Raw genomic sequence first — 23,364 nt, 5'->3', positions numbered from 1 at the left:
CTTGAGCGAGGCCACCCGCGACATAGAGGCGCTGATCGACCTGATGGCCCGGCTGCCGGGGCTCGGGCCGCGTTCGGCGCGGCGGGCGGTACTGCACCTCATCAAGAAGCGCGGCGTCCTGATGGCGCCGCTGGCGGAGGCCATGGCCCGCGTCGCAGCCACGGCGCGGGAATGTTCGATATGCGGAAACATCGGCACGTCGGACGTCTGTGACATCTGCCGGGACCCGAAGCGGGCGACCGGAGAGATCTGCATCGTCGAGGACGTCGCCGACCTCTGGGCCATGGAGCGGGGGCAGGCGTTCCGAGGACGCTATCACGTTCTGGGTGGAACGCTGTCGGCTCTGGACGGCGTCGGGCCGGATGAACTGAGGATCCCGCGGCTCCTGCGGCGCGTGGGAGAGGAAGAGGTTCGGGAGGTCATCCTGGCCCTCAACGCGACCGTGGACGGACAGACGACGGCGCATTACATCGCGGACACGCTCGAAGGATCCGGCGTGTCGGTTACCTCCCTCGCCCAGGGCGTGCCGGTGGGCGGTGAACTGGACTATCTCGACGACGGCACGATCCAGGCGGCGCTGAGAGCGCGGAAGCGGCTCTGAGAACACGGCGACCTGCTCATCGTCTAGTCGCGCAGGCACTGTGGTTCCGGGAAGGATGAGGCATCGTCGGTGTTCGGGCCGGATGCGTTGGCGGCTTCACCGGTTTCCTCGACCTGGGTACTAACTGTCCATCCACGTGTGTTCCATTCAGGAGACAAGCTCTCCCGGTTTTCCACTGCCCAGGTCGTGCGGCTTGGCGGTTCTGAGCATCTTTCTTGGCGGGGGACTGAGCTTCACCCAAGACGCGGTGCAGCCATTGGTCGTTCCGCCGACAGTCTCGCGACGGAACAACCGTTGACTAGGCCGGCGAAGGCCGTAAAGGCTGCCAAACAAGTATGAACAATTCGGAAAGCTCCATACAGGTCGTGGGTTTGACTTTTTTCTACATAGCTTCGACGCAGTTGATCGACGGCGGACTTCGCTCGGAACCGGCAAAGTGGCTCTGATTCAGGAGCGCTCCGATTTTTTCGTGGGTCTTGGGCACCCGCGCTGCGGGACGGGCTTCACGGCGAGCCTGATCCAGACCGGCGGCCTGGACGTGCGGCACGAAAGGGTCGGGGAAAACGGAATCGTTTCCTGGATGCTGGCGGGGGAACGTTACCAGAACCCGTACTACGACGCGCTTGGGAAGCTGGAAGGCTTCCGCAACATTTTCTGCGTCGCCGGGTCCCCTTTGGCCGCGATCCCATCGATCATTCCCGAAAACGCGGTGCGCCGCTCGTTCAGATGGCGGATGCAGGTCCTCAGGGATAAAACCGGGAAGAACCCGATGAGGGATCCCGCCGTGCGGGGAAATCCGCTGCTGTGCGCTGTGGTCAGCTACACCCTCTGGTTCGAGCTTTCGCTGCGCTTCGATCCACGGATCATTTACCGGGTGGACGTGCCCGCGGACGACGCCGTCCTGTCGCGCTTCATCGGCCGGACTGTCACGCGGTCGGATGGGACGGAACGGAATTCACGGCCAAAAGTCCGGTACACCGATTTCGCGCCAGACATGCTCGCAGAGCTTCCGAGCCATTGGCTTCGACGGTTTTCTTCGTTAGCAGGAGAACTCGGCTATCCCGAGGACGCCAAGTTGATCGAGGCCCACATCGCCTAGGCCGCGGGGCGGCTGCAAAGTTCTGCCTTTTCGCGAGACCGGACAGAATATGCCCGTTGATTCAACCTCACCATCCCGGCCGGCCATTTCGGTCATCATCCCCACCCATCACCGGGCGGAGAAGCTCGCACGGGCGATACGCTCGGTGACGGAACAGACCCTCGACGCGGTCGAGATCGTCGTCTGCGCGGATGAAGGCTCTGCCGAGACACGGCGGGCCGCAGCAGACAGCCTGCGCCCGCAGGATGTCTTCCTGTCCCGTCCGGGCATGCGCGGACCGGCCGAATCCCGCAACCTCGGCATGCGGCTGGCACGCGGGCGCTGGCTTTGTTTTCTGGATGATGACGACAGCATGGAGGCGGATTTCCTGGCGTCGACCCTGCCGCATCTGGAAGCCTCGCCAGACAGCGTCGTCTTCACCGACTACACGGTGCTGCAGGAAACAGAAGACGGGACTCCGGCAGCCGGAGAGGGCGCGCGAAAGGAAAAATCGCTGGCCCGAAAGGCCGTCCGCTTCCTCAATGTCATGAACTTCATTCCGATCAGCTGCCTGTTCTTTCCGCGGACCCTACGCGACGAGGTGGCCTTCGACCCCGGCCTGCGCAGCCATGAGGACTGGGACTTCATTCTCCAGCTGCTGCGTCGCGCGCCGTTTCAACACGCGCCCGTCACCGGCACGAATTACCACCGCGTTTACGGCGATAGCCGTAATCGCATGACGCGCCAGGAACGTATGTCGGATTTCATCAGCATCTACCGCCGCAATCCGGTGGCGGACGAAGACCTGCGCAAGCGGCGCGAGGAGTTGATCACGCGCATGGGAGTCGAGATCGCCGCCAGGTTCCTGTAATTGGGGGCGCGGAGCACATCCTGAAGCACGCCGCAGCAGATTGACCGCTCACCGGTTAGCGCGGATAGTCGGTGCATGCAGTTCGCCACGGCCGATCCGAGAGGCTTACCTGGATGACTTCAGGCATCCTCGCTGCGTCATTCCTCACAACGCATATCGCGCTTCAGGCTGCCTTCATCCTCCGCGCCCTGTTGCGGCCACACCGCGAGCCGTCGGCGCGGATGGCTTGGGTTCTCGTGATCCTCGCGGTTCCCGCGATCGGCATGCTGGCCTATTTCCTGTTCGGAGAGACGAACATCGGCAGAAAACGCGCGGCCCGCTACAGGGAAGCCTCCCGCCTGATTTCCGAACCGAAGGCCGGATCTTCGGAGGCTGGTGACTTCGACCTCGTCAGCCCTCGACACAGGCACCTTTTCCGCGTCGGCCAGTCGATCAGCGGCTTCGGTCCCGTCGGCGGCAACGCGGCGGAACTGATGCCGGATTCGGACGCTGCGATCGACGCGCTCGTTGCCGACATCGACGCGGCATCGGACCATGTGCACCTGCTGTTCTACATCTGGCTGGAAGACCGGAACGGGCTGAAGATCGTGGACGCCGCCAAGCGTGCGTCCGGACGTGGCGTGACGGTCCGGGCGATGGCCGACGACATCGGCTCGCGCAAGATGATCCGATCGCGGCACTGGGGCGACATGGAGGCGGCCGGCGTCAACGTCGCGCGCGCCCTGCCGATCAGCAACCCGTTCCTGCACCCGATCCGCGGGCGCGTCGACCTGCGCAACCACCGCAAGATGGTGATCATCGACAACGGCGTCACCTACTGCGGCAGCCAGAACTGCGCGGATCCGGACTTCAGGATCAAGGCCAAATTCGCGCCGTGGGTCGACCTGATGGTGCGCTTCGAGGGGCCGGCAGCCCGGCAGAACCAATGGCTCTTCGTCCAGGACTGGATGGCCCATGTGGATGAGGACCTGCGCGACCTTCTTGAAGCGCCGCCCGTCGCGGGGAAAGAGACCGGCATCGTCGCGCAGGTGATCGGAACCGGCCCGACCGTGCGGTCGTCGGCGATGCCCGAGATGTTCGAGGTCCTGATGCATGGCGCCCGCGACGAACTGGTCGTGACGACGCCCTACTACGTGCCCACCGAGCCAATGCAGTCGGCCCTTTGCGCGGCCGCGCATCGGGGCGTGCGGACCAACCTCGTGCTTCCGGCAAGGAACGATTCCTGGGTCGTGGCGGCGGCAAGCCGGAGCTACTACTCCGAGTTGCTGGAGGCCGGCGTTCGTATCTTCGAATATCCGCACGGGCTTCTGCATACGAAGTCGCTCACGCTTGATGGCGAGATCGCGCTGATCGGGTCGGCGAACCTAGACCGGCGGAGTTTTGACCTGAACTACGAAAACAACATCCTGCTGCAGAACCGGGATTTCGCCGTAAGGCTCAGGGCAAGACAGCGGGACTACATCGAGGCATCCTCCGAAATCCTTGCGTCCGACGTGGCGAGCTGGGGGATTGGCCGGCGGCTCTGGAACAACTCGATCGCGATGCTGGGGCCGGTTCTCTGACCTGCCGGAGGCCCCCGCCGCTTGACGTCCATCAAGAACACCAAGGCGCGAATCCCCTATCGTGTCCCGGCTTTTGGCGACGGCGCGCCATGAGGCTGCCGGCCGGGCCTGCAGGGAGGATGCGATGCGGAAAGGTTTCTTGGCAGTCACGGCCTGGGCGGTCGCCTTCGCGCTGGGGCTCGGGACCGCTGACGCGGCGCGGGCGGATGAACAGGCGCCGGTCAACGGGCTCATCTACCTCATCAACACCGACCCGGCTTCCGAGATCGACGGGCTTCTGAAATGGGAGATCGAACTGCGCGACCGGGGAATCACGGCGATGATCAAGGCCTCGACGCCTGTGCTGGAGACCTATCCGGAGGTTTTCAAGCGGCTCGCGGCAGAGGGGCACGAAATCATCGGCGGTTATGCCGGCATCTGCTGGGACAAGCCCTACGAGGAGCAGCTGGAGGCGTTGCGGACGGTCAAGGCCTACATGGAGGGGCTGACCGGCAAGCCGATGCGGGTCTTCGCCTGCTCCTACTCGTCATACGACGAGAACACGTTGCGCGCGGCCGAGGCGCTCGGGGTGCCCTACGTTCTGGCGCGCGGGACGGAGGACGTGCGGGCGCTGATCTACCGGCCCGAGGAATACGACGCCGGGATCATCGAGGTGTCGAACGTCGAGTTCGGCGAACTCGGCAAGGGATCGCTCTGCGACATCAGCCTTTACGCACGGGGCGCGACGGAGGCGGACTTCGCGCAGGTGTTCGCCGAAAGCGTGGCGAAGGCGCCCGACAGCATGATCCTCGTGTCGCATCCCCACATCGGCGGGGCGAAGGTGGGCTATTGGGAAGTCTACGCGGATGCGCTGGCCTCGCCGGATGTGACCTGGCGGAGCTTCGACGACTGGCTGGATCAGGTGACGGTCCTCGAGCGTCCCTACGCCGAGATCCCCGAGAACCGGGAGGTCCAATACCTTGAGCCGCGGCCGGCCGTCCCGCTTGAGGAACTCGCGGACCTGCCGGAAGTCGGCGCGAAGATCGTCATGTTCCACAACGGGCTCGGGCCGATGTGCAAGGAGGCCGAGGAATTCCTGGACGCGCTCGACTACCCGGTGGAGGAGCACCTGGTCGGCGAGAAGAACTTCCTGCCGCTCCTCGAACGCTACCGGGTGCAATTCGAGGCGAGCGAGGGCGTGTCGAAGGACTTCGAATATTTCCCGCTGATCTTCGTGAAGGACCGGGCGTTTTCGGGCTTCAACGCTGCGGTGAAGGCGGCGATCGAGGAGGTGATCGGGGCGGAGTAGCGCGGACGGTCGAGACGACAGGAAGGACACAGTCGCGAGCCGATCTCGATCTGCCTTGGGCTCGTTGCGTACATTGCCTGGCGGCTCTTCAGGAAACTTTCCCAATCAGAGGCGGCGGGAAAAGTAGCTCATGGCGGCACCAAACGAGTCGCCCGAGGAGAACGCGCCGGGATGCGCGTCCATCATCTCAAGGATGAACTCCCGGCGTTCGCGCGCGGCCTCCGCGTCATCGTCCCGAGACGACATTTCCTCAGGCCTCGCCCTGCGCACCCTCGATCTGGCGGTGAGGCGGAACGGATTCAGAAACCCTGACAGAGACAAGGCTGGGGCCATTTGAGGGTCCTCCATGGGCAGTTTGCGTTTTGACGATACTCGCCGGGCCCATCGTGTTAGGGTATCTGGCACGACGTTGAACCGATCTTCATCCATGAAGAACGCATTTGAAGACTGGTCGGGTATCAGGATCTTCCTCGCGGTGTTCCGACGGGGATCGACACTCGCGGCCTCTCGTGAACTCGGAATGTCTCAACCGACTGTCGCGCGACGGATCGATGCGCTGGAACACGAACTGGGTCTGCCTCTCTTCGAACGGGACACCCGCGGTGTCCGGCCAACGGAGAACGCGAAGTCCCTCCTTCCTCTCGCCGAGGCTGTCGAAGCGGCAATACTTGGCCTGGCCGCCGAGGCGGAACGGGCCCGGCGGCCAAATTCACGTCCGATCCGGATCACCGCTCCGAGGCTGAATTTCTCACCGCTCTTCTCCACTATCATTGCAGACTTCAGTGCTGAGCACCCGGGAACCCGGTTCGAGTTCATCGCAAGTTACGAGTTGCTCGACCTCTGCGCCGGCGAAGCCGACGTCGCGATCCGCATAACCAGGCGCGTAACGGACGACCGGCTGATCTGCACCAAGCTCACCGACGTGACCTCGTCGCTCTATGCCTCGAGGGCGTATGCGCAAATGTACGGCTTGCCCAAGTCGCCCGCCGATTTCGTCGGCCACTCTTTCGTGATCTATGACCCAACGCCCGGATCAATGCTTCTGAATACCTGGCTGCTGGAAAGGATCGCCCCGGAGCAGGTCGTGTTCCGGAGTGCCGACGCCGAGTCGGTGAACGCGGCCATCGTGGCAGGATTCGGCATCGGACCCGTTCCGACGTCGCTGGCTCTGGACTATCCGACCTTGGTGCGGTGCTTCGAACCACCCGACGGTACCAATGTCTCATCCTGGCTCGTCATCGGGCCCGACGCCTATCGACGTCCCGAAGTCCGGACGTTTGCAAAGTTCTTTGCCCCGCGGTTCCGTGCCGCATACAAGGCTCTTCGGTCGCGGGCCGACTCTGCATAGCATCTTCCCGATCGGGGTTCGTGCCCCGGCATGGGGTCCGGCGCGCCTGGGGACGCGGCCAAAAGAAAAGGCCATGTCTCGAAAGCGTGTTTGTCTGCTTCGAGCCCCTTGCGGACGATGGTCATAGGGCGATCCGAGCGCGCGCTCTTCAAATGTCGGTATCAACAAACTCGACGCCGTAGGATGCCGCGATTCGGCGGAAATCCGTCGCCGATCTCGAGCCCGGCCGACCGGTATCCGTGGCCCCTCCTGCAATTTCGGTCATGAAGGCCTCGAAATGGTTGGGCGGCCAGCTGATCAGCAATTGGCGGCCGGTTCCCTCTCCCACGTTGCGGAAGCCGTGTACCGAGCCCGGTGGCGCGTAGACCATGTCTCCCGCCACAACGTCATGGATTTCGTTGCCGAGCCTGCACTTGTACTTTCCTTCAAGAATGATGTGCCATTCTCCATAGCTCCAATGACGGTGCGGCGCGGCGCCAGAACCGGGCTGGCTTTCACTGACACAAATCGAGCATGCGCCAAGCGGCGCAGCCGCTACGTCCTTGAACGACAGTATGATATTGCCGAGGTGCACGGTCCTTCCAGCACCTGCACGCACCAAATGTCCCACGGGGTCATCCATCTTTGGATCTCTTCGCGCACGTACAATGCCGGACACTCTAACGGTTCGTTTGGCCAGGTGCTTGCTGGAAACCGACGCTGGGCGCCTTCAAGTTCCGACACCAGTGGACGAAAAGAGCCCACTGCGTATTTCTCATGTGCTTGTGTGCCGGAAATCTCCGAAGGCCGCTCTGTCCGAAAAAAGGACCAGCACGGTTTTGCGACATGGTCAAAGAAAAGGCCCCCTCGCGGGGGCCTTCATGGGTCAGGACGGCGGCCGGCTCAGCGGTCGTCTTCGTCCTCGTCCTCGTCGTCGCCATGGGGGAGATTGAAGAAGCTTTCGGCGTCGGAGAAGTCCTTCGCGGTCTTTTCTTCTTCCTCTTCCTCGCCGGCGTCGGTCAGGGTGAAGGTCTCGAGCCCAGCGATAGCCGTGGGCAGGCGGGGCTCCGGCGACATGCCGAGCGACGTCTCGGTCGAGACGAGCTTGCGGCGTTCGTCATCCGTCATCAGCCCGCCCTCGGCGGCCTTCTTCTTCGCGGCCTTCTGCACGGCGGCGTCAAGCTCGGACTGACGGCAGAGGCCCAGCGCCACCGGGTCGATCGGCTGGATGTTCGCGATGTTCCAGTGCGTGCGTTCCCGGATCGACGCGATCGTGGGCTTCGTCGTGCCAACGAGCTTGCCGATCTGGGCGTCGCTGAGTTCGGGGTGGAACTTAACCAGCCACAGGATCGCGGCGGGGCGGTCCTGACGCTTCGACAGCGGCGTGTAGCGCGGACCGCGGCGCTTTTCCTCGCCGACGGCGGCGGGGTTGAACTTGAGCTTCAGCTTGTAGAGCGGGTTCTTCTCGCCCTTCTCGATCTCCACTGGCTCGAGCTGGCTGTTCGCGATCGGGTCGAAGCCCTTGACCCCGGCCGCCACGTCACCGTCGGCGATGCCCTGGACCTCGAGCTCGTGCATGCCACAGAAATCGGCGATCTGCTTGAAGGTGAGCGTCGTGTTGTCGACCAGCCAGACAGCGGTGGCTTTGGCCATCAAGGGTTTGTCCATCGGATCACTCCTTTACAAATCTTTCCCGGGCCGGGAAAACGGCTGCGGCCCGAGGGTCCGCCATTCCACGTTTTCAGGGAAGTCTTGGCGTATATAGTCCTGAAGGACCAAAGAGGGAAGAGGGAATGCGTCTGGCCTTGGCGCTGTGCCTTGCGGCTTCGCCCGCGCTGGCCGAGGGGGAACGGGCCGGGGACTTCGACTACTACGTGATGTCGCTGTCCTGGTCTCCGACCTGGTGCGCGCTCGAAGGCGACGCGCGCGGCGATGACCAGTGCGACGCGCGGCACGACTACACGTTCACCCTGCACGGGCTTTGGCCGCAATACGAGGCGGGCTGGCCCAGCTACTGCCGGACGGCGGAGCGCGAGGCCACGCGGGCGGAGACGGCGGCGATGGCCGACATCATGGGGTCCGCGGGGCTCGCGTGGTACGAATGGAAGAAGCACGGGCGGTGCAGCGGCCTGTCGGCTTCGCAATACTTCGAAGTCTCGCGGGAGGCCTACGAAAGCATCACGGTGCCCAAGGTCTTCGGCGGGCTCGACCGCGACGTGAAGCTGCCGGCGCGCGTGGTCGAGGAGGCGTTCCTAGAGGCAAATCCCAAGCTCGCGCCGAACATGATCACGATCACCTGCAAGGAGGGCATGATCCAGGAGGCTCGGATCTGCCTGACGAGGGATCTGGAGCCCCGGCCCTGCGGTATCGACGTGGCGCGCGACTGCCGGATGCCGGACGCGCTGATGCCCGCGGTGCGCTAGAGCCCCACCTGGTTCGGCGAGCCGAACCAGGTGACAAGTCCTCAGCGGACCTTGAGCACGATCTTTCCGATGTGCTCGGATGTCTCCATCCGAGCGTGGGCGCCCGCGGCGTCCTCCAGCGGGAATTCCGAATCCATCACCGGCGCGAAGCGGCCAGCCTCGATCATCGGCCAGACATTCGCGCGCACCGCCGCCGCGATGCGTGCCTTCGCAAGGTCGGATTGCGGCCGGAGCGTGGAGCCCGTGATCGTCAGCCGCCGCATCATCATCTCGGCGAAGTTCACCTCGACCTTGGGGCCCTGAAGGAAGGCGATCTGGACGAGGCGGCCGTCGTCCGCCAAGGACCGCAGGTTCCGAGGGATATAGCCCCCGCCCACCATGTCCAGGATCAGGTTCGCGCCCCCTTCGGCCCGCAGGATCTCGACGAAATCCTCCTCGCGGTAGTTGATCGCGCGTTCCGCGCCGAGGCTTTCGCAGGCCGCGCATTTCTCCGCCGATCCGGCCGTGGCGAAGACCCGTGCGCCGAGGGCACTGGCGATCTGGATGGCCGTCGTGCCGATGCCCGAAGATCCGCCATGGACGAGGAAACGCTCTCCACCCTTGAGTCCGCCACGCATGACGACGTTCGACCATACCGTGAAACAGGTTTCCGGCAGGCAGGCGGCCTCGCGCAGGTCCATGCCCGCTGGCACAGGCAGCGCATGGGCCGCAGGCGTCACCACGTATTCGGCATAGCCGCCTCCGGGCAGAAGCGCGCAGACCTCGTCCCCCACTTTCCATTCCGTCACGCCGGGACCGAGCGCAGCGACGCGGCCCGAGGCTTCGAGGCCGGGAAGCGGCGAAGCGGTGGGCGGCGGCGCATAACTCCCGGCGCGCTGGAGGGCGTCGGGACGGTTCACCCCGGCCCAGCCGACTTCGATCAGGATCTGGCCGTGGCCCGGCTCAGGCACGGGCCGGGAACAGAGGTTCAGGACCTCGGGGCCGCCGGGGGCGGTGATTTCCACCGCGCGCATCGTGTGGGGCAGGCTCATCGCGTTTACCGTTCCGTCCGGCCGGGCATGTGGTCGGCGGCGGAACGCGGAGGGCGGATCCGGCCGGCGAGTTTCAGGGGCCCCGAAAGAAGCTGCATCAGCGGCTTGTTCTCCCGCACCCGCGCCTTGAAGCTTTCGAAGCGCATCACGTCGTCGATGCGGCGGTCGAGGAACTCCCACGTGGCCGCGTGACCGAGGCTGTCATCGCCAAGCCAGTAGAGGATCGTCGACGAATAGACGCCGGAGAGGATCGCGCGCTTCGAATACCAGTTGATGTCGTCGGACTTGTCGCCGAGCGCCGTCCAGATCGCGTCGGCGGTGCCCCAGACCAGCGAAGCGCCCAAGGGGGCGTGGTTCGGAAGCGCGAAGAGAGTCATGCCGCGCCGCACGATCTCGCGGTCCGCCTCTTCCAGGCGGAACCGGACGGCTGCCGCCACCCTTTCGCGGAACCGCATGGAGGAAAGATCGGCCTTCGCGAGCCGGTCGAGCATCGCGCGGTCGCCGCGCTTGTGATAGGCCACGGCGAGGTCGATCGCGCCCCTCGGCGCGATCACGCGGGCGAGCGCGGGGTCGATCCCCGCGTCGGCCGCAGCCGCGAGGAAGGCCGTGTCTGTCCAGCCGTCGAAGACGACATGCGGGATGGCGGCATCAAGCAGCCTCTCACGCATTCTGTCCTGGTCGAGATCGTTCTTTTCCATGCATTTCTCCGCTGCGCCGGCCAGTGGACAAATAGCGCAGGCTTTGCTATACGGCCACCTCCTGCAGATACTTGCAACTCTAACTTAGGAAGGTGGTGACAACCACATGCAGGTCAGCGTTCGCGACAACAACGTCGAACAGGCGCTTCGCGCTCTGAAGAAGAAACTTCAGCGCGAGGGGGTTTTCCGTGAAATGAAGCTCAAGCAGCATTTCGAAAAGCCCTCCGTCAAGAAAGCCCGCGAGAAGGCCGAGGCCATCCGCCGCGCCCGCAAACTGGCGCGCAAGAAGGCCCAGCGAGAAGGGGCTCTCTGAGCGACTGGAACCGCTGGCGGGGAAACCCGCGCACGTAGAGAACCCCCGGGGCCGAGCCACGGGGGTTTTTCGTTTCCGTTGTCATCGCTTGCGGGGATGGATCGACGAGAAGATAGTCGTGTCGTCTGTGTGAAGGGGGCGACCATGAAGTCATCGGCCGAACATTGGGACCGCGTATACGAATCGCGCATCGAGGAAGCTCTGACCTGGTTCGAAGCGGATCCCGCCCTGTCCTTCGGCCTTGTCGGCCGCTTCGCGTTGCCGGGTGATCCCGTCGTGGACGTGGGAGGCGGCGCGTCGCGCCTTGTCGACCGTCTGCTGGAGGCCGGATACGGGCCGCTGACCGTGCTCGACCTGTCCGCCACGGCGCTTCATGCAAGCCGGGAACGGATCGGGGCGCGGGCAGAGGCCGTCAGATGGATCGCGGCGGATGTCACCGAATGGACGCCCGGGGAAAGCTTCGCGCTCTGGCATGACCGGGCCGTGTTCCATTTCCTGACCGAACCCGCGGACCGGGCCGCCTATGTCGCCACGATGGGCCGGGCGCTCCGCTCCGGCGGAATAGCCATCATCGCCACCTTCGCCGACGACGGTCCGGAGTCCTGCTCCGGCCTGCCCGTGATGCGTTACTCGCCCGAGGCACTCGCTGCGGAGGTCGATTCGCTGGCACCCGGGCGGTTCCAGCCCGTAGAGGCAGAGCGGCACAGCCACGTGACACCGAAGGGCAACCTGCAAAACTTCCAGGTGAGCGTCTTCCGGAAGACGGAAGCGGGCTGAACGGCGGACGGCTTTTCCTTGCCGATCCTTTCGGAACGGTCTTTTCCGCGCGGCTTCGCTGATGCTAGGCATTCCGCCGAGCAGACCGGAGCCACAGAATGCACCACCTTCCCCGCCGCACCGCGATTTTACTTCTTGCCGCTGCGCTTGCCGGCTGCGGCGGCGGTCGCCGCCCCGAACGCGAACGCCCACCGGCAGGTGCGGGCGAGGTCAACCGGCTCATCACGAAATATGCGCGGCACTACGACGTACCCGAGGCTCTCGTGCACCGGGTCGTGAAGCGCGAAAGCAGCTACAACCCCGCCGCAAGGAACGGCCCCTATTACGGCCTGATGCAGATCCTGCCCGAGACTGCCCGGACGATGGGCTATCGCGGCGCGCCGGGCGGGCTTCTCGATGCCGATACGAACCTGAAATACGGCGTGAAGTACCTGCGCGGCGCCTGGCTTCTGTCCAACGGCAGCCATGACCGGGCGATCATGTGGTACTCCAAGGGCTACTTCTACGAAGCCAAGCGCAGGGGGATGCTCAGGGAAACCGGGCTCCGGGCCTGATCCCGAATCCCGCTGCTTCAGACCGGGATCGCGGTCGTCTTGAAGACGGTACGGAGCGCGAAGCTCGAATGCATCTGCGCGACCCCGGGCAGGCGGGCGAGGTGCTGGCGGTGGATCCGCGCGAAATCCTCGGTGTCCTGGGCCACGACCTTCAGAAGGTAATCCGCGGTTCCCGCCATGAGGTGGCATTCGAGGATGTCCGGAACCTTCTTCACTTCGCGCTCGAAGGCTTCGAGGACCTCGTCGGCCTGGCCCGACAGCGTGATCTCGACGAAGACGGTCGTCGGCCGGCCGAGCCTGCGGGCGTCCAGAAGGGCGACGTAGCTGTCGATGAAGCCTTCGGCCTCAAGCCTCTGGACGCGCCGATGGCAGGCGGAGGGTGACAGGTTCACCCGTTCCGACAGCTCGGCATTGGACATCCGGCCCTCTTTCTGAAGGGCCTTGAGGATTCGGCGATCCGTAGCGTCGAGTTCCATGTTTGCGCAATTTTCTTCGAACAAATCCACGTTTCTTCGAAGACCCTACACAATCCACACCAAGAAGCCACCGAAGATTTCAAAGCAATTGCACGCGTCATCCTGCATTCTCCTGCCACAGGAAACGGAGGAGCTACCCCATGAAGATCGGATGCCCAAAGGAAATCAAACCACAGGAATTCCGCGTGGGGCTTACCCCGCACGCGGCGGCGGAAGCGGTGGCGAACGGCCACGAAGTGCTCGTCGAGACGAACGCCGGCGTGGGTTCGGGGTTTCCGGATGATGACTACATCAAGGCCGGGGCGAAGATCGTTCCGACCGCCGAGGACGTTTTCGCCGAAGCGGAAATGATCGTTAAGGTGAAGGAGCCCCAGGCGGTCGAGCGCAAGCGGCTGCGCGAGGGGCAGGTCCTGTTCACCTATCTCCACCTCGCCCCCGATCCGGAGCAGACGAAGGATCTTCTGGAAAGCGGCGTCACGGCGATCGCCTACGAGACGGTGACCGACCGATTCGGCGGCCTGCCGCTTCTGGCGCCGATGTCCGAAGTCGCGGGCAAGCTCGCGCCGCAGGTCGGGGCCTGGACGCTCCAGAAGGCCAATGGCGGGCGCGGTGTCCTTCTGGGCGGCGTGCCGGGCGTCGGCCCTGCCAAGGTCGTCGTGATCGGCGGCGGCGTCGTCGGCACGCACGCGGCGCGGGTCGCGGCCGGGATGGGCGCGGAGGTGACGGTTCTCGACCGGTCGCTGCCGCGGCTTCGCTACCTCGATGACGTGTTCGGGCGGGAGTTCCGCACGCGGTACGCCAGCGCCGGTAACAATGCCGAAATGGTGGCCGAGGCGGACATGGTGATCGGCGCGGTCCTGGTGCCGGGCGCGGCGGCCCCGAAGCTCGTGACGCGTGAGCAGCTGAAGACGATGAAGCCCGGTGCGGCGATCGTCGACGTGGCGATCGACCAGGGCGGCTGCTTCGAGACCTCGCGGGCCACGACGCACGAGAAGCCGATCTACGAGGTGGACGGGATCATGCATTACTGCGTGGCGAACATGCCCGGCGCGGTGGCGCGGACCTCGACCATCGCGCTTGGCAACGCGACGATGCCGTTCATGATCGCGCTGGCGAACAAGGGCTGGAAGAAGGCATGCGCCGAAGACGCGCATCTGATGGCCGGCCTGAACGTCCACGCCGGCAAGCTGACCTATGAGGCCGTTGGCGTGGCGCTTGGCCTCCCGACGATCTCGACCGATGAAGCGCTGAAGATCTGATTTTTCCAGAATTGGAAGTGAGTTCGGCCCGCCGGCGATCCCGGCGGGCCGTTTCGTCTTTGGCCCGGTCTATTTCTTCAGCGCGTCACGGATTTCGATGAGCACGTCGATCTCCGACGGCCCCTTCGGTGCTTCGGGCTCTGGTTCCTTCTTCTTCTCGGAGGCCTCCTTGATCCGGTTCACGGCCTTGACCAGGAGGAAGACGACGAAGGCGATGATCAGGAAATTGATGACTGCCGTGATGAACGCGCCATAGGCGAAGACCGGCGCGCCGGCCTCGCGGGCGGCGGCGAGGCTCGCGTATTCGCCCTCACCGAGATTGACGAAGAGGTTCGAGAAGTCGATGCCGCCGGTGATGACGCCGATGATCGGGTTGATGAGGTCCGAGACCAGAGAGGTCACGATTGCGGTGAAGGCCGCGCCGATGATGATGCCGACGGCCATGTCCATGACATTGCCCTTGGCGATGAAAGTCTTGAATTCCTGCAACATGTTCAGTGCCTCCAAAACAAATGGATGCCCGCGTTTCCTGACGGCGCATGTGGGTGAAATCCCTAACACGATTTCACGCCTGAGCAGCCCGTTTCTTCGCGTCAGGAAGGAACCCCGAAGATCGCAGGGGGCGCGGGTCGCAGGTCAGTTCCCGGACTGGTCCGCTTCGCGCATCAGCCGCTGCACCTCCGTGTCCGAGGTTTGGCCGAAGTCACGGTAATGCGCACCCACGGCGTAGAAGTGGTCGGGGGCTTCCAGGCAGATGAGGTCGTCCACGAGGGGGTCCAGATCGGCCAGGCTGTCTGGCGGCGCGACCGGTATGGCGAGCACGATGCGCTTCGGGCCGCGCTTTGCGACCCCCTTCAGAGCCGCCTTGACCGTGGCGCCTGTGGCGATGCCATCGTCGACGATGATTGCCGTCTTGCCGTCGAGAGGCAGCGGCGCGCGGCCCGCGAGGTAGAGTTTGCGGCGCTCCTCGATCTCGGCGAGCTTCTGGCGCTTTTTCTCCTCGAAGTCGGACTCGGTCAGGCCCAGCATCCGCAGGACGTCCGGGTTGAAGACGACCTGCGCCTCCTCTCCGTCGACGATCGCGCCGGCCGCGAGCTCCTCGTGCCCCGGCGAGCCGATCTTGCGGACGAGAACGAGGTCGAGCGGCGCCTTCAGACGCTTCGCGACCTCGTTGGCCACGGGAACGCCCCCGCGCGGCAGCGCGAGGACGACCGGGTTCTCGGGGCCTAGCTCGGCGAGTTTCTCGGCAAGCTGCTTTCCGGCCTCGATGCGGTTCGCGAACATGACTGCCCTCCCCTGCCCTTGCGGGCTCAGGCGATCAGTCTGCCAGAGCGGGGAGCGCGGGCCAAGCCTCGCGGCTCAGCTGCGCAGCACCCCGCCCGTGGCCTTGGCGACTTTCTCGACGATCTTGGCGCTGACCGCCTCGATCTCTTCCTCGGTGAGTGTCCGGTCCGTCGGCTGGAGACGGACGGAGATCGCGAGCGACTTCTTGCCAGCGCCCATCTGCGCCTCGGCCTTCTCGCCCGTGAACTCGTCGAAGACGGATACACGCTCGATAAGCGCCTTGTCAGCCCCTTGCGCGGCGTTGACGAGCGTCAGCGCCTCGACTTGCCTGTCGACGACGAAGGCAAAGTCACGCTCCACCGCCTGGAAGCCCGACAGCGCCAGCGCCGGGCGCGTCGCGGTGCGGGTCTTCGGGAAGGGCGCGGCCTCGACGTAGATGGTCACCGCCATCGCGGGACCCTTCACGTCCATCGCCTTCAGGACCTTCGGGTGCACCTCGCCGAAGACCGCGAGCGCATTCGGCCCAAGCCCCATGACGCCGGAGCGGCCCGGGTGGAACCATGCGGGAGCCTTGCGCGTGATCTGCACCTTCTGCGGTGCGCCGATCGCGGACAGCACCGCCTCGGCATCCGCCTTCGCATCGAACACATCGACCGGCCGGCGCGACCCGAAGGGGTCGCGGGCCGCCGCCGCTCCGACGAGAAGCGCGGTTGCATGCAGCGCCTGGTCGCCCGGCTCGCCGCCGGAGAAGGTCGGGCCTACCTCGAAGAGCGCAAGATCCATGAAACCGCGGGCCTGGTTCCGCGCCGCTGCCTGCAGCAGGCCTGGCAGCAGGTCCGGGCGCATATGCGTCATCTCGGACGAGATCGGGTTGTCGATCCGCGTTGGCTCCGACCCGCCGCCGAAGAGACGGGAACTGGCCGCGTCGATGAAGGAATAGGTCACGCATTCGTTGTAGCCGAGAGCGGCGAGCGTGCGGCGCGCGGCCTTTTCGCGGACCTGCATCGGCGTGAGGATCGGCTTCGGCACGCCCGGCCGCGCGCGGCGCATGGGCTTGCCTTCGAGCTTCGTCAGGGACGCGATGCGGGCGACCTCCTCGACCAGGTCCGCCTCGCCCAGGATGTCGGGGCGCCAGGAGGGCGGGCTCGCCATGTCGCCTTCGAGCGTGAAGCCCAGAGCCTCAAGCGTAGCGCGCTGCTCGCCCTCGCCGATGTCCATGCCGACCAGGCGGATGACACGGTGGGGGTCGAACTTGTAGGCGCGCTTCGTGGCCGGTACGGCGCCGTCGAGGACGACGTCGGAGGCTTCGCCGCCGCAAAGGTCGAGGATCATCCGCGTCGCGGCCTCAAGCCCCGGGAGAGTGAATTCCGGGTCCACGCCCCGTTCGAAGCGGTAGCGGGCGTCCGAGTTGATCCTGAGCGCTCGGCCGGTGGCGGCGATGGTGATCGGGTCCCAATAGGCGGATTCGAGGAAGACGTTGACCGTTTCCCCGGTGCAGCCGGTGTGTTCCCCACCCATGACGCCCGCGATGCTTTCAGGGCCCTCGGCGTCCGAGATGATCATCTGGCCCGGGGAGAAGGTGTAGGTCTTCTCATCCAGCGCGAGAAGCTGCTCACCGCCCTTGGCGGCCTGGATGCTTAGCCCATCCTTCACCTTGTCCGCGTCGAAGACGTGGAGCGGGCGGTTCCGGTCGAAGGTGAAGAAGTTGGTGATGTCGACGAGCGCCGAGATGGGCCGGAGGCCGATCGCGCGGAGGCGCGCCTGAAGCCAAGCCGGCGAAGGCCCGTTCTTGACGCCACGGATCACGCGGCCCGCGAAGAGAGGGCAGCCCTTTTCCTTCAGCGCAGGGTCGATCGTTACCGTGATCGGCGATGGGAACGCGCCCTTCACCGGCTCGATCATCTCGGGCTTCAGCACGCCGAGCCCCCGTGCCGCAAGGTCCCGGGCGATGCCGCGGACGCCGAGCGCGTCGGGGCGGTTCGGGGTGATCTTGATGTAGATCATCGGGTCGTTCAGACCCTTGTAGTCGATGAACCGCTCGCCAAGGGGCGCGTTCGGGGGCAGGTCGATGATGCCCTCGTGGTCCTCGGAAATCTCGAGCTCGCGTTCCGAGCAGAGCATGCCGTTCGACTCCACCCCACGGATCACGCCGGGCTTGAGATCAACGCCGGTGCCGGGAACATGGGTCCCGACCGGGGCGAAGACGCCGACGAGGCCGGTACGCGCGTTCGGCGCGCCGCAGACGACCTGCACCTCTTCCTCCCGGCCGCCCGGGCCGTCGGGATAGGTCGCGACGCGGCAAAGGCGCAGCTTGTCCGCGTTCGGATGCTGCACCGCCTCGATGACCTTGCAGATGCGGAAGGCGCCGAGCTTTTCCTCGGGGTTCTCGACCTCCTCGACCTCGAGGCCGAGATCGGTGAGCGCGTAGAGGATTTCGTCGAGGGACGCGGTCGTCTCGAGGTGGTCCTTGAGCCAGGAGAGGGTGAATTTCATTTCGCTTTCCTATCTCGAACATGATCGAGCCAGTTTCTCAGCTCGGTCCGCCGCACTTCGGGTTTCATTTCCTCGGTCCGCGTGCCCGCGCGCTGCGCCGCCACGGCGTCCTCCGCGCAGACCCGGATCGCCTGGCAGTCCTCCAGGTCGATGCCACGGCTTTCCAGAACGCGGGCGAGGTAATCGGGCTCGTATTCAGGGTGATACTGGCTGCCCCAGAATGTCACCAGGTCGCGCTCATAGGCCATTGCCTGAACGGGCGAATGGGCGTTGCCGGAAAGCAGGATCGCGCCTTCCGGCAGGCCCTGCACCTCGTCGCGGTGAACGCAGAGCGCGGAATAGACTTCCGCGCGGCCCCGCAGCATCGGATGCGCGCGCCCGGCCTCGGTCACGATGATCTCGCGCGCGATCCCGTCCTCGCGCCCGTTCAGCGAGGCGCCGACCGTGCCACCGAGAACGACGGCGGCAAGCTGGAGCCCGTTGCACGAGCCATAGATCGGCCGCCCCGTCGCAAACGCCATGCGCATCGCGCCCCGGATCGCCTCCGCCTCAGGCGCGGCGGTGTTCCACTCGACGCTTGAGCCTGTGAAGATGATTCCGTCGGACTCCGCGAACGCATCCTCAAGCAACGCACCCGCATAGGGCGCGACGATCCGGATCGAGAGCCCCGGATCGATGGCCAGAAGCGCGGCCGCATAGATCTCCGCCTGCGCGGGCAGATCGGGCGTGTTGCTTTCGACGATGGTGATGGTGATCATCCGAGGGTTCCGGTCAGAGGTTGGGGCAAGGAAGCATTACCTGCTCAATCCCCCATGCACCGTCGGCATGTCGAGCGCGGCGAAGCCGTAGTGGCGGAGCCAGCGGAGGTCGCTTTCGAAGAAGGCGCGGAGGTCGGGTATGCCGTATTTCAACATCGCGATCCGGTCGATTCCCATGCCGAAGGCAAAGCCCTGCCATTCGTTCGGGTCGACGCCGGCGGCCTGGAGCACCTTCGGGTGGACCATGCCGGAGCCCAGGATCTCCATCCAGTCGTCGCCTTCGCCGATCTTCAGCTGCCCGCCGGTCCAGGAGCAGCGGATATCGACCTCGGCCGAGGGTTCCGTGAAGGGGAAGTGGGAGGCGCGGAAACGCAGTTCCACCTGGTCCACCTCGAAGTAGGCGCGGCAGAATTCCTCCAGCACCCATTTCAGGTTCGCCATCGAGATGTCGCGGTCGAGCGCGAGGGCCTCTACCTGGTGGAACATGGGCGTATGCGTCTGGTCCATGTCCATCCGGTAGACCCGGCCCGGCGCGATGACGCGGATCGGCGCGCCGTGCAGTTGCATCGCGCGGATCTGCACCGGCGAGGTGTGCGTGCGCAGAACGTGCGGCGGGCGGTTGTCGCCGGCTTCGCGCGCCATGAAGAAGGTGTCGTGTTCCTGCCGGGCGGGGTGTTCCGGCGGAATGTTCAGCGCGTCGAAGTTGTACCAGTCGCTTTCGATCTGCGGGCCCTCGGCCACGGCGAAGCCCATGTCGGCGAAGATAGCGGTGACTTCCTCGGTCACCTGGCTGACGGGGTGCAACGTACCCATGCGGCGCGGCCGCCCGGGAAGCGTCACGTCGAGCCATTCGGCGCGCAGCCGCTCATCCAGCGCGGCGTCGGCCAGCGCGGATTTCTTCGCGGCGAGCGCCGAGGTGATCTCGTCCTTCAGCGCGTTCAGCGCGGGGCCGGCCACCTGCCGCTCCTCCGGCGTCATCTTGCCGAGCTCGCGCATCTTGAGCGCCACCTCGCCCTGCTTGCCCATCGCGGCGAGGCGGATCTCTTCGAGCTTTCCCTCGTCCGCCGCATCGGCAATCGCGTTCAGGTATTTCTGGCGCAGATCGTCCATGAACGGTTCCTCTTTTCAGGTCGCCGCCGTAGCTAACGCAGCTTGGAACCAGCGACAAGTTCCGCATCCCGAGAAAACGGGAAAAGCTGCGGCCCGAAGGTCAGACCTCGCGCCAGAACGCCGGTGATAACAGGACGAAGACCGTCATCATCTCCAGCCGGCCGAGGTACATGCCGAAGGCGAGGATCGTCTTGGCCGTATCGTTGAGCGAGGCGAAGTTGCCCGCAGGCCCGATGATGCCGCCCACGCCGGGGCCAACGTTGGCGACCGCCGCAAGCGCGCCACTGACCGCCGTCGAGAAATCGAGCCCGGCGAGGTCGAGGGCCACGGCCAACCCCGCGACCGTGAGGAAGTAGAAGATGAAGAACGACAGGACACCGTTCAGCGCCTCGTCCTCGACCACGCGGCCCTCGTAGCGGATCGGGAAGACGCCGTGCGGATTGTGGATCTGGCGGATGCGCGCGACGGCCGAACGGGCGAAGATGATCCAGCGCATCGCTTTCGCCCCGCCGGCGGTCGAACCGGTGCATCCCCCCGCCGCGGTCAGGATGAAGAAGGCGATCACCGCGAAGCTGCCCCACTGCGTGTAGTCGGTCGTCGCGTAGCCGGTGGTCGTGACCACGGACACCACGTTGAACGCGACGAGCCTCAGCGCCTCGAATGGGGCCATGCCCTTCGCAACGACCATCCAGAGCGTCAGGGCCGCGATCACCGAGCCGAGGCTCCAGAGCATCATGGCGACCTGCTCGCTCCGGTAGATGCCCCGGTTGTAGACGCGGATGTACCAGGCGAAGGGCAAGGCGCCCATCAGCATGAAGGCGGTCCCGGACCATTGCAGGAATGGGCTTTCGAAATGGCCGAATGAAGCGTCGTAGTTCGAATAGCCGCCCGTCGAAAGCGTCGTCATCGCATGTGTGAGCGCGTCGAAGAAACCCATTCCCCCGATTAGGTAGACGAAGGCGCAGAGCCCGATGAGCGCGAGATATATGACGAGCGTGGCGCTCGCGATGAAGGTCGCGCTGCGCAGTTCCTTGTCGCTGCGGTCGGAGCTTTCGGTCCGGTAGAGCTGCATGCCCCCGACGCGCAGCATGGGCAGGAGCGCCATGCCCGTGACGATGAACCCGACCCCGCCGAGGACCTGCAGGATCGCCCGCCACATGAGGATGCCGCGGGGCGTCGCGTCAAGCCCCACCATCACAGTCGAGCCGGTGGTGGTGATGCCCGACATCGCCTCGAACATCGCGTCGACGGGGGAGAGGGTCCAGAGATAGAGCGGCAGCGCCCCGATCAGCGCCGAGGTGAGCCAGACCGTCGAGGTCAGCAGGAAGGTGTGGATACGGTGCAGCCCCGTCATGGAACTGGAAGCCGACATGGCCAGGAGCGCGCCCAAAGTCGCGGCAAGAGCCGAGGAGAGGGCGAAGATCGATGCCGTGTCGGGGAAGACGAGCGCGACGACCCCCATGAGGACCGCATTGAACAGGATCACCACGCCGTTCGCGAATATGACGAAGGTCATCGGAAGAGCCCCGTCTGCGCGTGTCCGGGCGCCGAGGCGCTGCCCCTTCCGGGAAGTCGGCTGGCCACCGGCGTCTTGTCAGCAAGATGCCGCCAGACCAGAGGGCGCGGCGGCATGCTGCTCACGTCCATTTCGCGGCTCAGGCGATCATGGCGCGGCGTGGTGTTTCCGGCGCTGCCTGGCTGGAGAACATGGAGGCCGCGTCGGGGTCTGTCCGCCTCAGGTCGTTCATCGCCGATCCCCAGTTGCCACGCCGCTCTGCTAGCGAGGGAGCGGGGCAAATGCAACCCGCAGCCAGGATCAGCCTTGGTCCAGGCGCCAGATGTCATAGCGCGAAAGCGTGCGCAGCAGACGGTAGCGGCCGGTCAGGAAGGACTTCAGTTCGGGAAATGCGTCAAGCATCTCTCGAGAATCCAGGCGATGACCGGTCACGAGGGGCACCTCGTCCTGCTTCTGGACGAGGATGATGTCGGGCGGCGAAGAACGGAGACGGTCGAGAAGGTCCTGCGTGTAGCGGCCGTCATGGAAATTGACGACCAACGGCCATGAATAGGGATAGCGATGGCGGGGCGGAGTCCGCTGCAGCAGGTAGATGCCCGTATCGTAGCCCCAGAGGAAAAGCGTCTCGTCAGGCGCGCGCAATTCGTCGAGTGTGGCGCTGAGCTGTCTCATGTCGGAGAAATTGTAGTGATCGAGCGGGAAGTCCTTTTCCCAGCGCGGCACCGGGTCCTCGCCGCGGGCGAGCATGAAGACGGTCGCGACGCTGCGCCGAGGCGCCTCGGTCGAGAAAGCCAGACCTGCGGCAAGGAGGAGCGGCACGAAGCGCAGGGTCCGGATCTCTGAGGGAAGCCTCGACAGGATCGCCCGGAGCCCGGATGCCGCGATGATGCCGGCTGGGGGCAGGATCGGGAGGTAGTGGTACTCGAACCCCTTGCCCTGGGCTATGCCCGACAGCGCGCACGTCCCGAGCCAGATCGCCAGGACAACAAGACCGAAGCGGCGGACATGGCCTGTGAAGGGCAAGGTAACGAGGCCGATTAAGAAAAGAAGGAAGGGGAGGGTGTTCCGCGCCAGAGCCAGAACGATTCTCAGGTGCGGCAGCGGCAGAGATTCTCCCTCGATGGTGATATAGCCGAGAATATAGCGCTGGATTTCCAGGAAATCGGCAAGGATACCGGCTGCGGCCATAGCGCTGAAGATGGCGGCGAGCGCAGCGATCCCGCCCGCGACGAAGAACAGGAACCCGCGCCAGGAAAAAAGGTATGCGGGGTCGCGTGCGAGAAGCGGGGCGAAGATCAGGAGCCCAGTCCCCGCAATCGTATACTTGAAGCCGAACGCCAGGCCGAGTAGCGCCCCGGCAAGGAAGAACCAGCCGCCCCTGCCCTCACCCCAGCCCCTGAGCAGGGCAAGGATCGCTGCGACGACGAGAAAACCGGCCCAGCCGTCGGTCTGGGCGTGTTCCCAGAAGGTCAGTCCGTAGTAGAAGGAAGCAAAGAGCAGCCCGGCCAGAGCCGCAGCAGGCCGCGACAGGCCAAGGCGTCCGGACACTGCCCGGACACCAAATGCTGTCGCGAGAACGGCCAGAAGGTCGAAGCACCGGATCGCCACGAAGGAATGGCCGAAGAGCGCCTGGGAAAGCCAGTGCGTCACTGTCGTCATCGGCGGCTTGATGTTGTAGACGTCGCGGTAGGGAAGAAGCCCCTGATCGAGCGCGAAACCGATCGTGGCGTGGATGCCCTGGTCGAGGCCGAGCGGTTCCCACAGCGTCCAGAGACCCAGGATCAGCGTCCCGAACACCACGACCCCGGCCCATAGCGCCGGGCTGCCGCAAACGCACTGGCCTGCCGAGACATGCGTTGCTAACTTGTGCTCCGTTTCCGGAAGGGACATGCGTAGGACAACCTGTGCGACGACGGACCCGTCGGGTACCGGATTTGAATCGACC

Annotated in this window: 24 protein-coding genes; 11 read left to right on the top strand and 13 right to left on the bottom strand. The window is 65.1% G+C overall.

The genetic code is table 11. The annotated features are described in order from the left end of the window. The first annotated feature begins 1 nt into the window (after position 1). From recR to ABCN56_RS10950, 5 genes are all read left to right on the top strand, one after another. On the top strand, positions 2-601 hold the full coding sequence (gene recR, locus ABCN56_RS10970) for a recombination mediator RecR (RefSeq protein ID WP_343080834.1): 600 nt from the start codon (positions 2-4) through the stop codon (positions 599-601). Between the two features lie 469 nt (positions 602-1,070). Next, positions 1,071-1,700 carry a hypothetical protein gene (locus tag ABCN56_RS10965; RefSeq protein ID WP_343080833.1) on the top strand — a complete coding sequence of 210 codons (630 nt, stop codon included), beginning with the start codon at positions 1,071-1,073 and terminating at the stop codon, positions 1,698-1,700. A 49-nt stretch (positions 1,701-1,749) separates the two neighbouring features. Further along, positions 1,750-2,550 carry a glycosyltransferase family 2 protein gene (locus tag ABCN56_RS10960; protein ID WP_343080832.1) on the top strand — a complete coding sequence of 267 codons (801 nt, stop codon included), beginning with the start codon at positions 1,750-1,752 and terminating at the stop codon, positions 2,548-2,550. A gap of 113 nt (positions 2,551-2,663) precedes the next feature. Then, on the top strand, positions 2,664-4,112 hold the full coding sequence (gene cls, locus ABCN56_RS10955; protein WP_343080831.1) for a cardiolipin synthase: 1,449 nt from the start codon (positions 2,664-2,666) through the stop codon (positions 4,110-4,112). A 124-nt stretch (positions 4,113-4,236) separates the two neighbouring features. Beyond that, positions 4,237-5,400 (top strand): polysaccharide deacetylase family protein, encoded by a 1,164-nt coding sequence (locus ABCN56_RS10950; protein ID WP_343080830.1) that lies wholly within the window; start codon positions 4,237-4,239, stop codon positions 5,398-5,400. A gap of 105 nt (positions 5,401-5,505) precedes the next feature. Here the strand turns inward: ABCN56_RS10950 and ABCN56_RS10945 are convergent, their stop codons facing one another. Then, on the bottom strand, positions 5,506-5,646 hold the full coding sequence (locus ABCN56_RS10945) for a hypothetical protein (protein WP_343080829.1): 141 nt from the start codon (positions 5,644-5,646) through the stop codon (positions 5,506-5,508). 181 nt (positions 5,647-5,827) lie between these two features. Between ABCN56_RS10945 and ABCN56_RS10940 the strand changes: the two genes are divergently transcribed. After that, positions 5,828-6,748 (top strand): LysR family transcriptional regulator, encoded by a 921-nt coding sequence (locus tag ABCN56_RS10940; RefSeq protein WP_343080828.1) that lies wholly within the window; start codon positions 5,828-5,830, stop codon positions 6,746-6,748. Positions 6,749-6,896: 148 nt separating this feature from the next. On the opposite strand, the gene ABCN56_RS10935 is transcribed toward ABCN56_RS10940, so the two are convergent. Further along, positions 6,897-7,370 (bottom strand): cupin domain-containing protein, encoded by a 474-nt coding sequence (locus ABCN56_RS10935; protein WP_343080827.1) that lies wholly within the window; start codon positions 7,368-7,370, stop codon positions 6,897-6,899. 260 nt (positions 7,371-7,630) lie between these two features. Continuing rightward, the gene (locus tag ABCN56_RS10930; protein WP_343080826.1) at positions 7,631-8,395 is read right to left on the bottom strand and encodes a DUF1013 domain-containing protein; all 765 of its coding nucleotides are present in this window, start codon (positions 8,393-8,395) and stop codon (positions 7,631-7,633) included. Between the two features lie 125 nt (positions 8,396-8,520). Between ABCN56_RS10930 and ABCN56_RS10925 the strand changes: the two genes are divergently transcribed. Further along, positions 8,521-9,150 (top strand): ribonuclease T2 family protein, encoded by a 630-nt coding sequence (locus tag ABCN56_RS10925; RefSeq protein WP_343080825.1) that lies wholly within the window; start codon positions 8,521-8,523, stop codon positions 9,148-9,150. A gap of 41 nt (positions 9,151-9,191) precedes the next feature. On the opposite strand, the gene ABCN56_RS10920 is transcribed toward ABCN56_RS10925, so the two are convergent. Together ABCN56_RS10920 and ABCN56_RS10915 are read right to left on the bottom strand one after the other, a co-directional pair. Further along, complete coding sequence (locus ABCN56_RS10920) at positions 9,192-10,181, bottom strand: NAD(P)H-quinone oxidoreductase (RefSeq protein WP_343080824.1); 990 nt, start codon at positions 10,179-10,181, stop codon at positions 9,192-9,194. A 5-nt stretch (positions 10,182-10,186) separates the two neighbouring features. Beyond that, positions 10,187-10,879, bottom strand: a complete 693-nt coding sequence (locus ABCN56_RS10915) for a COQ9 family protein (RefSeq protein ID WP_343080823.1) — start codon at positions 10,877-10,879, stop codon at positions 10,187-10,189. A 106-nt stretch (positions 10,880-10,985) separates the two neighbouring features. Here ABCN56_RS10915 and rpsU point away from each other — a divergent pair, with 106 nt between their 5' ends. The 3 genes from rpsU (at position 10,986) to ABCN56_RS10900 (ending at position 12,523) form a co-directional block, all read left to right on the top strand. Beyond that, positions 10,986-11,192: a 30S ribosomal protein S21 gene (gene rpsU, locus ABCN56_RS10910; protein ID WP_010398727.1), complete on the top strand. Its 207-nt coding sequence runs from the start codon at positions 10,986-10,988 to the stop codon at positions 11,190-11,192. A gap of 144 nt (positions 11,193-11,336) precedes the next feature. Further along, positions 11,337-11,969 carry a class I SAM-dependent methyltransferase gene (locus tag ABCN56_RS10905; RefSeq protein WP_343080822.1) on the top strand — a complete coding sequence of 211 codons (633 nt, stop codon included), beginning with the start codon at positions 11,337-11,339 and terminating at the stop codon, positions 11,967-11,969. A 98-nt stretch (positions 11,970-12,067) separates the two neighbouring features. Beyond that, positions 12,068-12,523, top strand: a complete 456-nt coding sequence (locus ABCN56_RS10900) for a transglycosylase SLT domain-containing protein (RefSeq protein WP_343080821.1) — start codon at positions 12,068-12,070, stop codon at positions 12,521-12,523. A gap of 17 nt (positions 12,524-12,540) precedes the next feature. Here the strand turns inward: ABCN56_RS10900 and ABCN56_RS10895 are convergent, their stop codons facing one another. Beyond that, positions 12,541-12,999: an Lrp/AsnC family transcriptional regulator gene (locus tag ABCN56_RS10895; RefSeq protein ID WP_343080820.1), complete on the bottom strand. Its 459-nt coding sequence runs from the start codon at positions 12,997-12,999 to the stop codon at positions 12,541-12,543. A 140-nt stretch (positions 13,000-13,139) separates the two neighbouring features. On the opposite strand from ABCN56_RS10895, the gene ald reads away from it, so the two are divergent. Next, a complete protein-coding gene (gene ald, locus ABCN56_RS10890) occupies positions 13,140-14,258 on the top strand; it encodes an alanine dehydrogenase (RefSeq protein WP_343080819.1) in 1,119 nt (372 codons plus the stop codon). Positions 14,259-14,327: 69 nt separating this feature from the next. On the opposite strand, the gene mscL is transcribed toward ald, so the two are convergent. From mscL to ABCN56_RS10855, 7 genes are all read right to left on the bottom strand, one after another. After that, a complete protein-coding gene (gene mscL, locus ABCN56_RS10885; protein WP_343081480.1) occupies positions 14,328-14,756 on the bottom strand; it encodes a large conductance mechanosensitive channel protein MscL in 429 nt (142 codons plus the stop codon). A gap of 138 nt (positions 14,757-14,894) precedes the next feature. Next, positions 14,895-15,542, bottom strand: a complete 648-nt coding sequence (locus ABCN56_RS10880; RefSeq protein ID WP_343080818.1) for a phosphoribosyltransferase — start codon at positions 15,540-15,542, stop codon at positions 14,895-14,897. Positions 15,543-15,617: 75 nt separating this feature from the next. After that, entirely contained in the window at positions 15,618-18,035 is a 2,418-nt protein-coding gene (gene pheT / locus ABCN56_RS10875) for a phenylalanine--tRNA ligase subunit beta (RefSeq protein WP_343080817.1), read from the bottom strand. Further along, positions 18,032-18,793, bottom strand: a complete 762-nt coding sequence (locus tag ABCN56_RS10870) for a type 1 glutamine amidotransferase (RefSeq protein WP_343080816.1) — start codon at positions 18,791-18,793, stop codon at positions 18,032-18,034. The genes pheT and ABCN56_RS10870 overlap by 4 nt, the downstream gene beginning before the upstream one ends. 36 nt (positions 18,794-18,829) lie before the next feature. Then, positions 18,830-19,903, bottom strand: a complete 1,074-nt coding sequence (gene pheS / locus ABCN56_RS10865; RefSeq protein ID WP_343080815.1) for a phenylalanine--tRNA ligase subunit alpha — start codon at positions 19,901-19,903, stop codon at positions 18,830-18,832. Positions 19,904-20,003: 100 nt separating this feature from the next. Continuing rightward, the gene (locus ABCN56_RS10860; RefSeq protein ID WP_343080814.1) at positions 20,004-21,419 is read right to left on the bottom strand and encodes a TrkH family potassium uptake protein; all 1,416 of its coding nucleotides are present in this window, start codon (positions 21,417-21,419) and stop codon (positions 20,004-20,006) included. A gap of 300 nt (positions 21,420-21,719) precedes the next feature. Then, a complete protein-coding gene (locus ABCN56_RS10855) occupies positions 21,720-23,309 on the bottom strand; it encodes an ArnT family glycosyltransferase (protein WP_343080813.1) in 1,590 nt (529 codons plus the stop codon). Positions 23,310-23,364 lie beyond the last annotated feature (55 nt).

The organism is Ostreiculturibacter nitratireducens (assembly GCF_032670585.1).
Taxonomy (GTDB): Bacteria; Pseudomonadota; Alphaproteobacteria; order Rhodobacterales; family Rhodobacteraceae; genus Ostreiculturibacter; species Ostreiculturibacter nitratireducens.
This window is presented reverse-complemented; position numbering and strand designations above follow the sequence as displayed.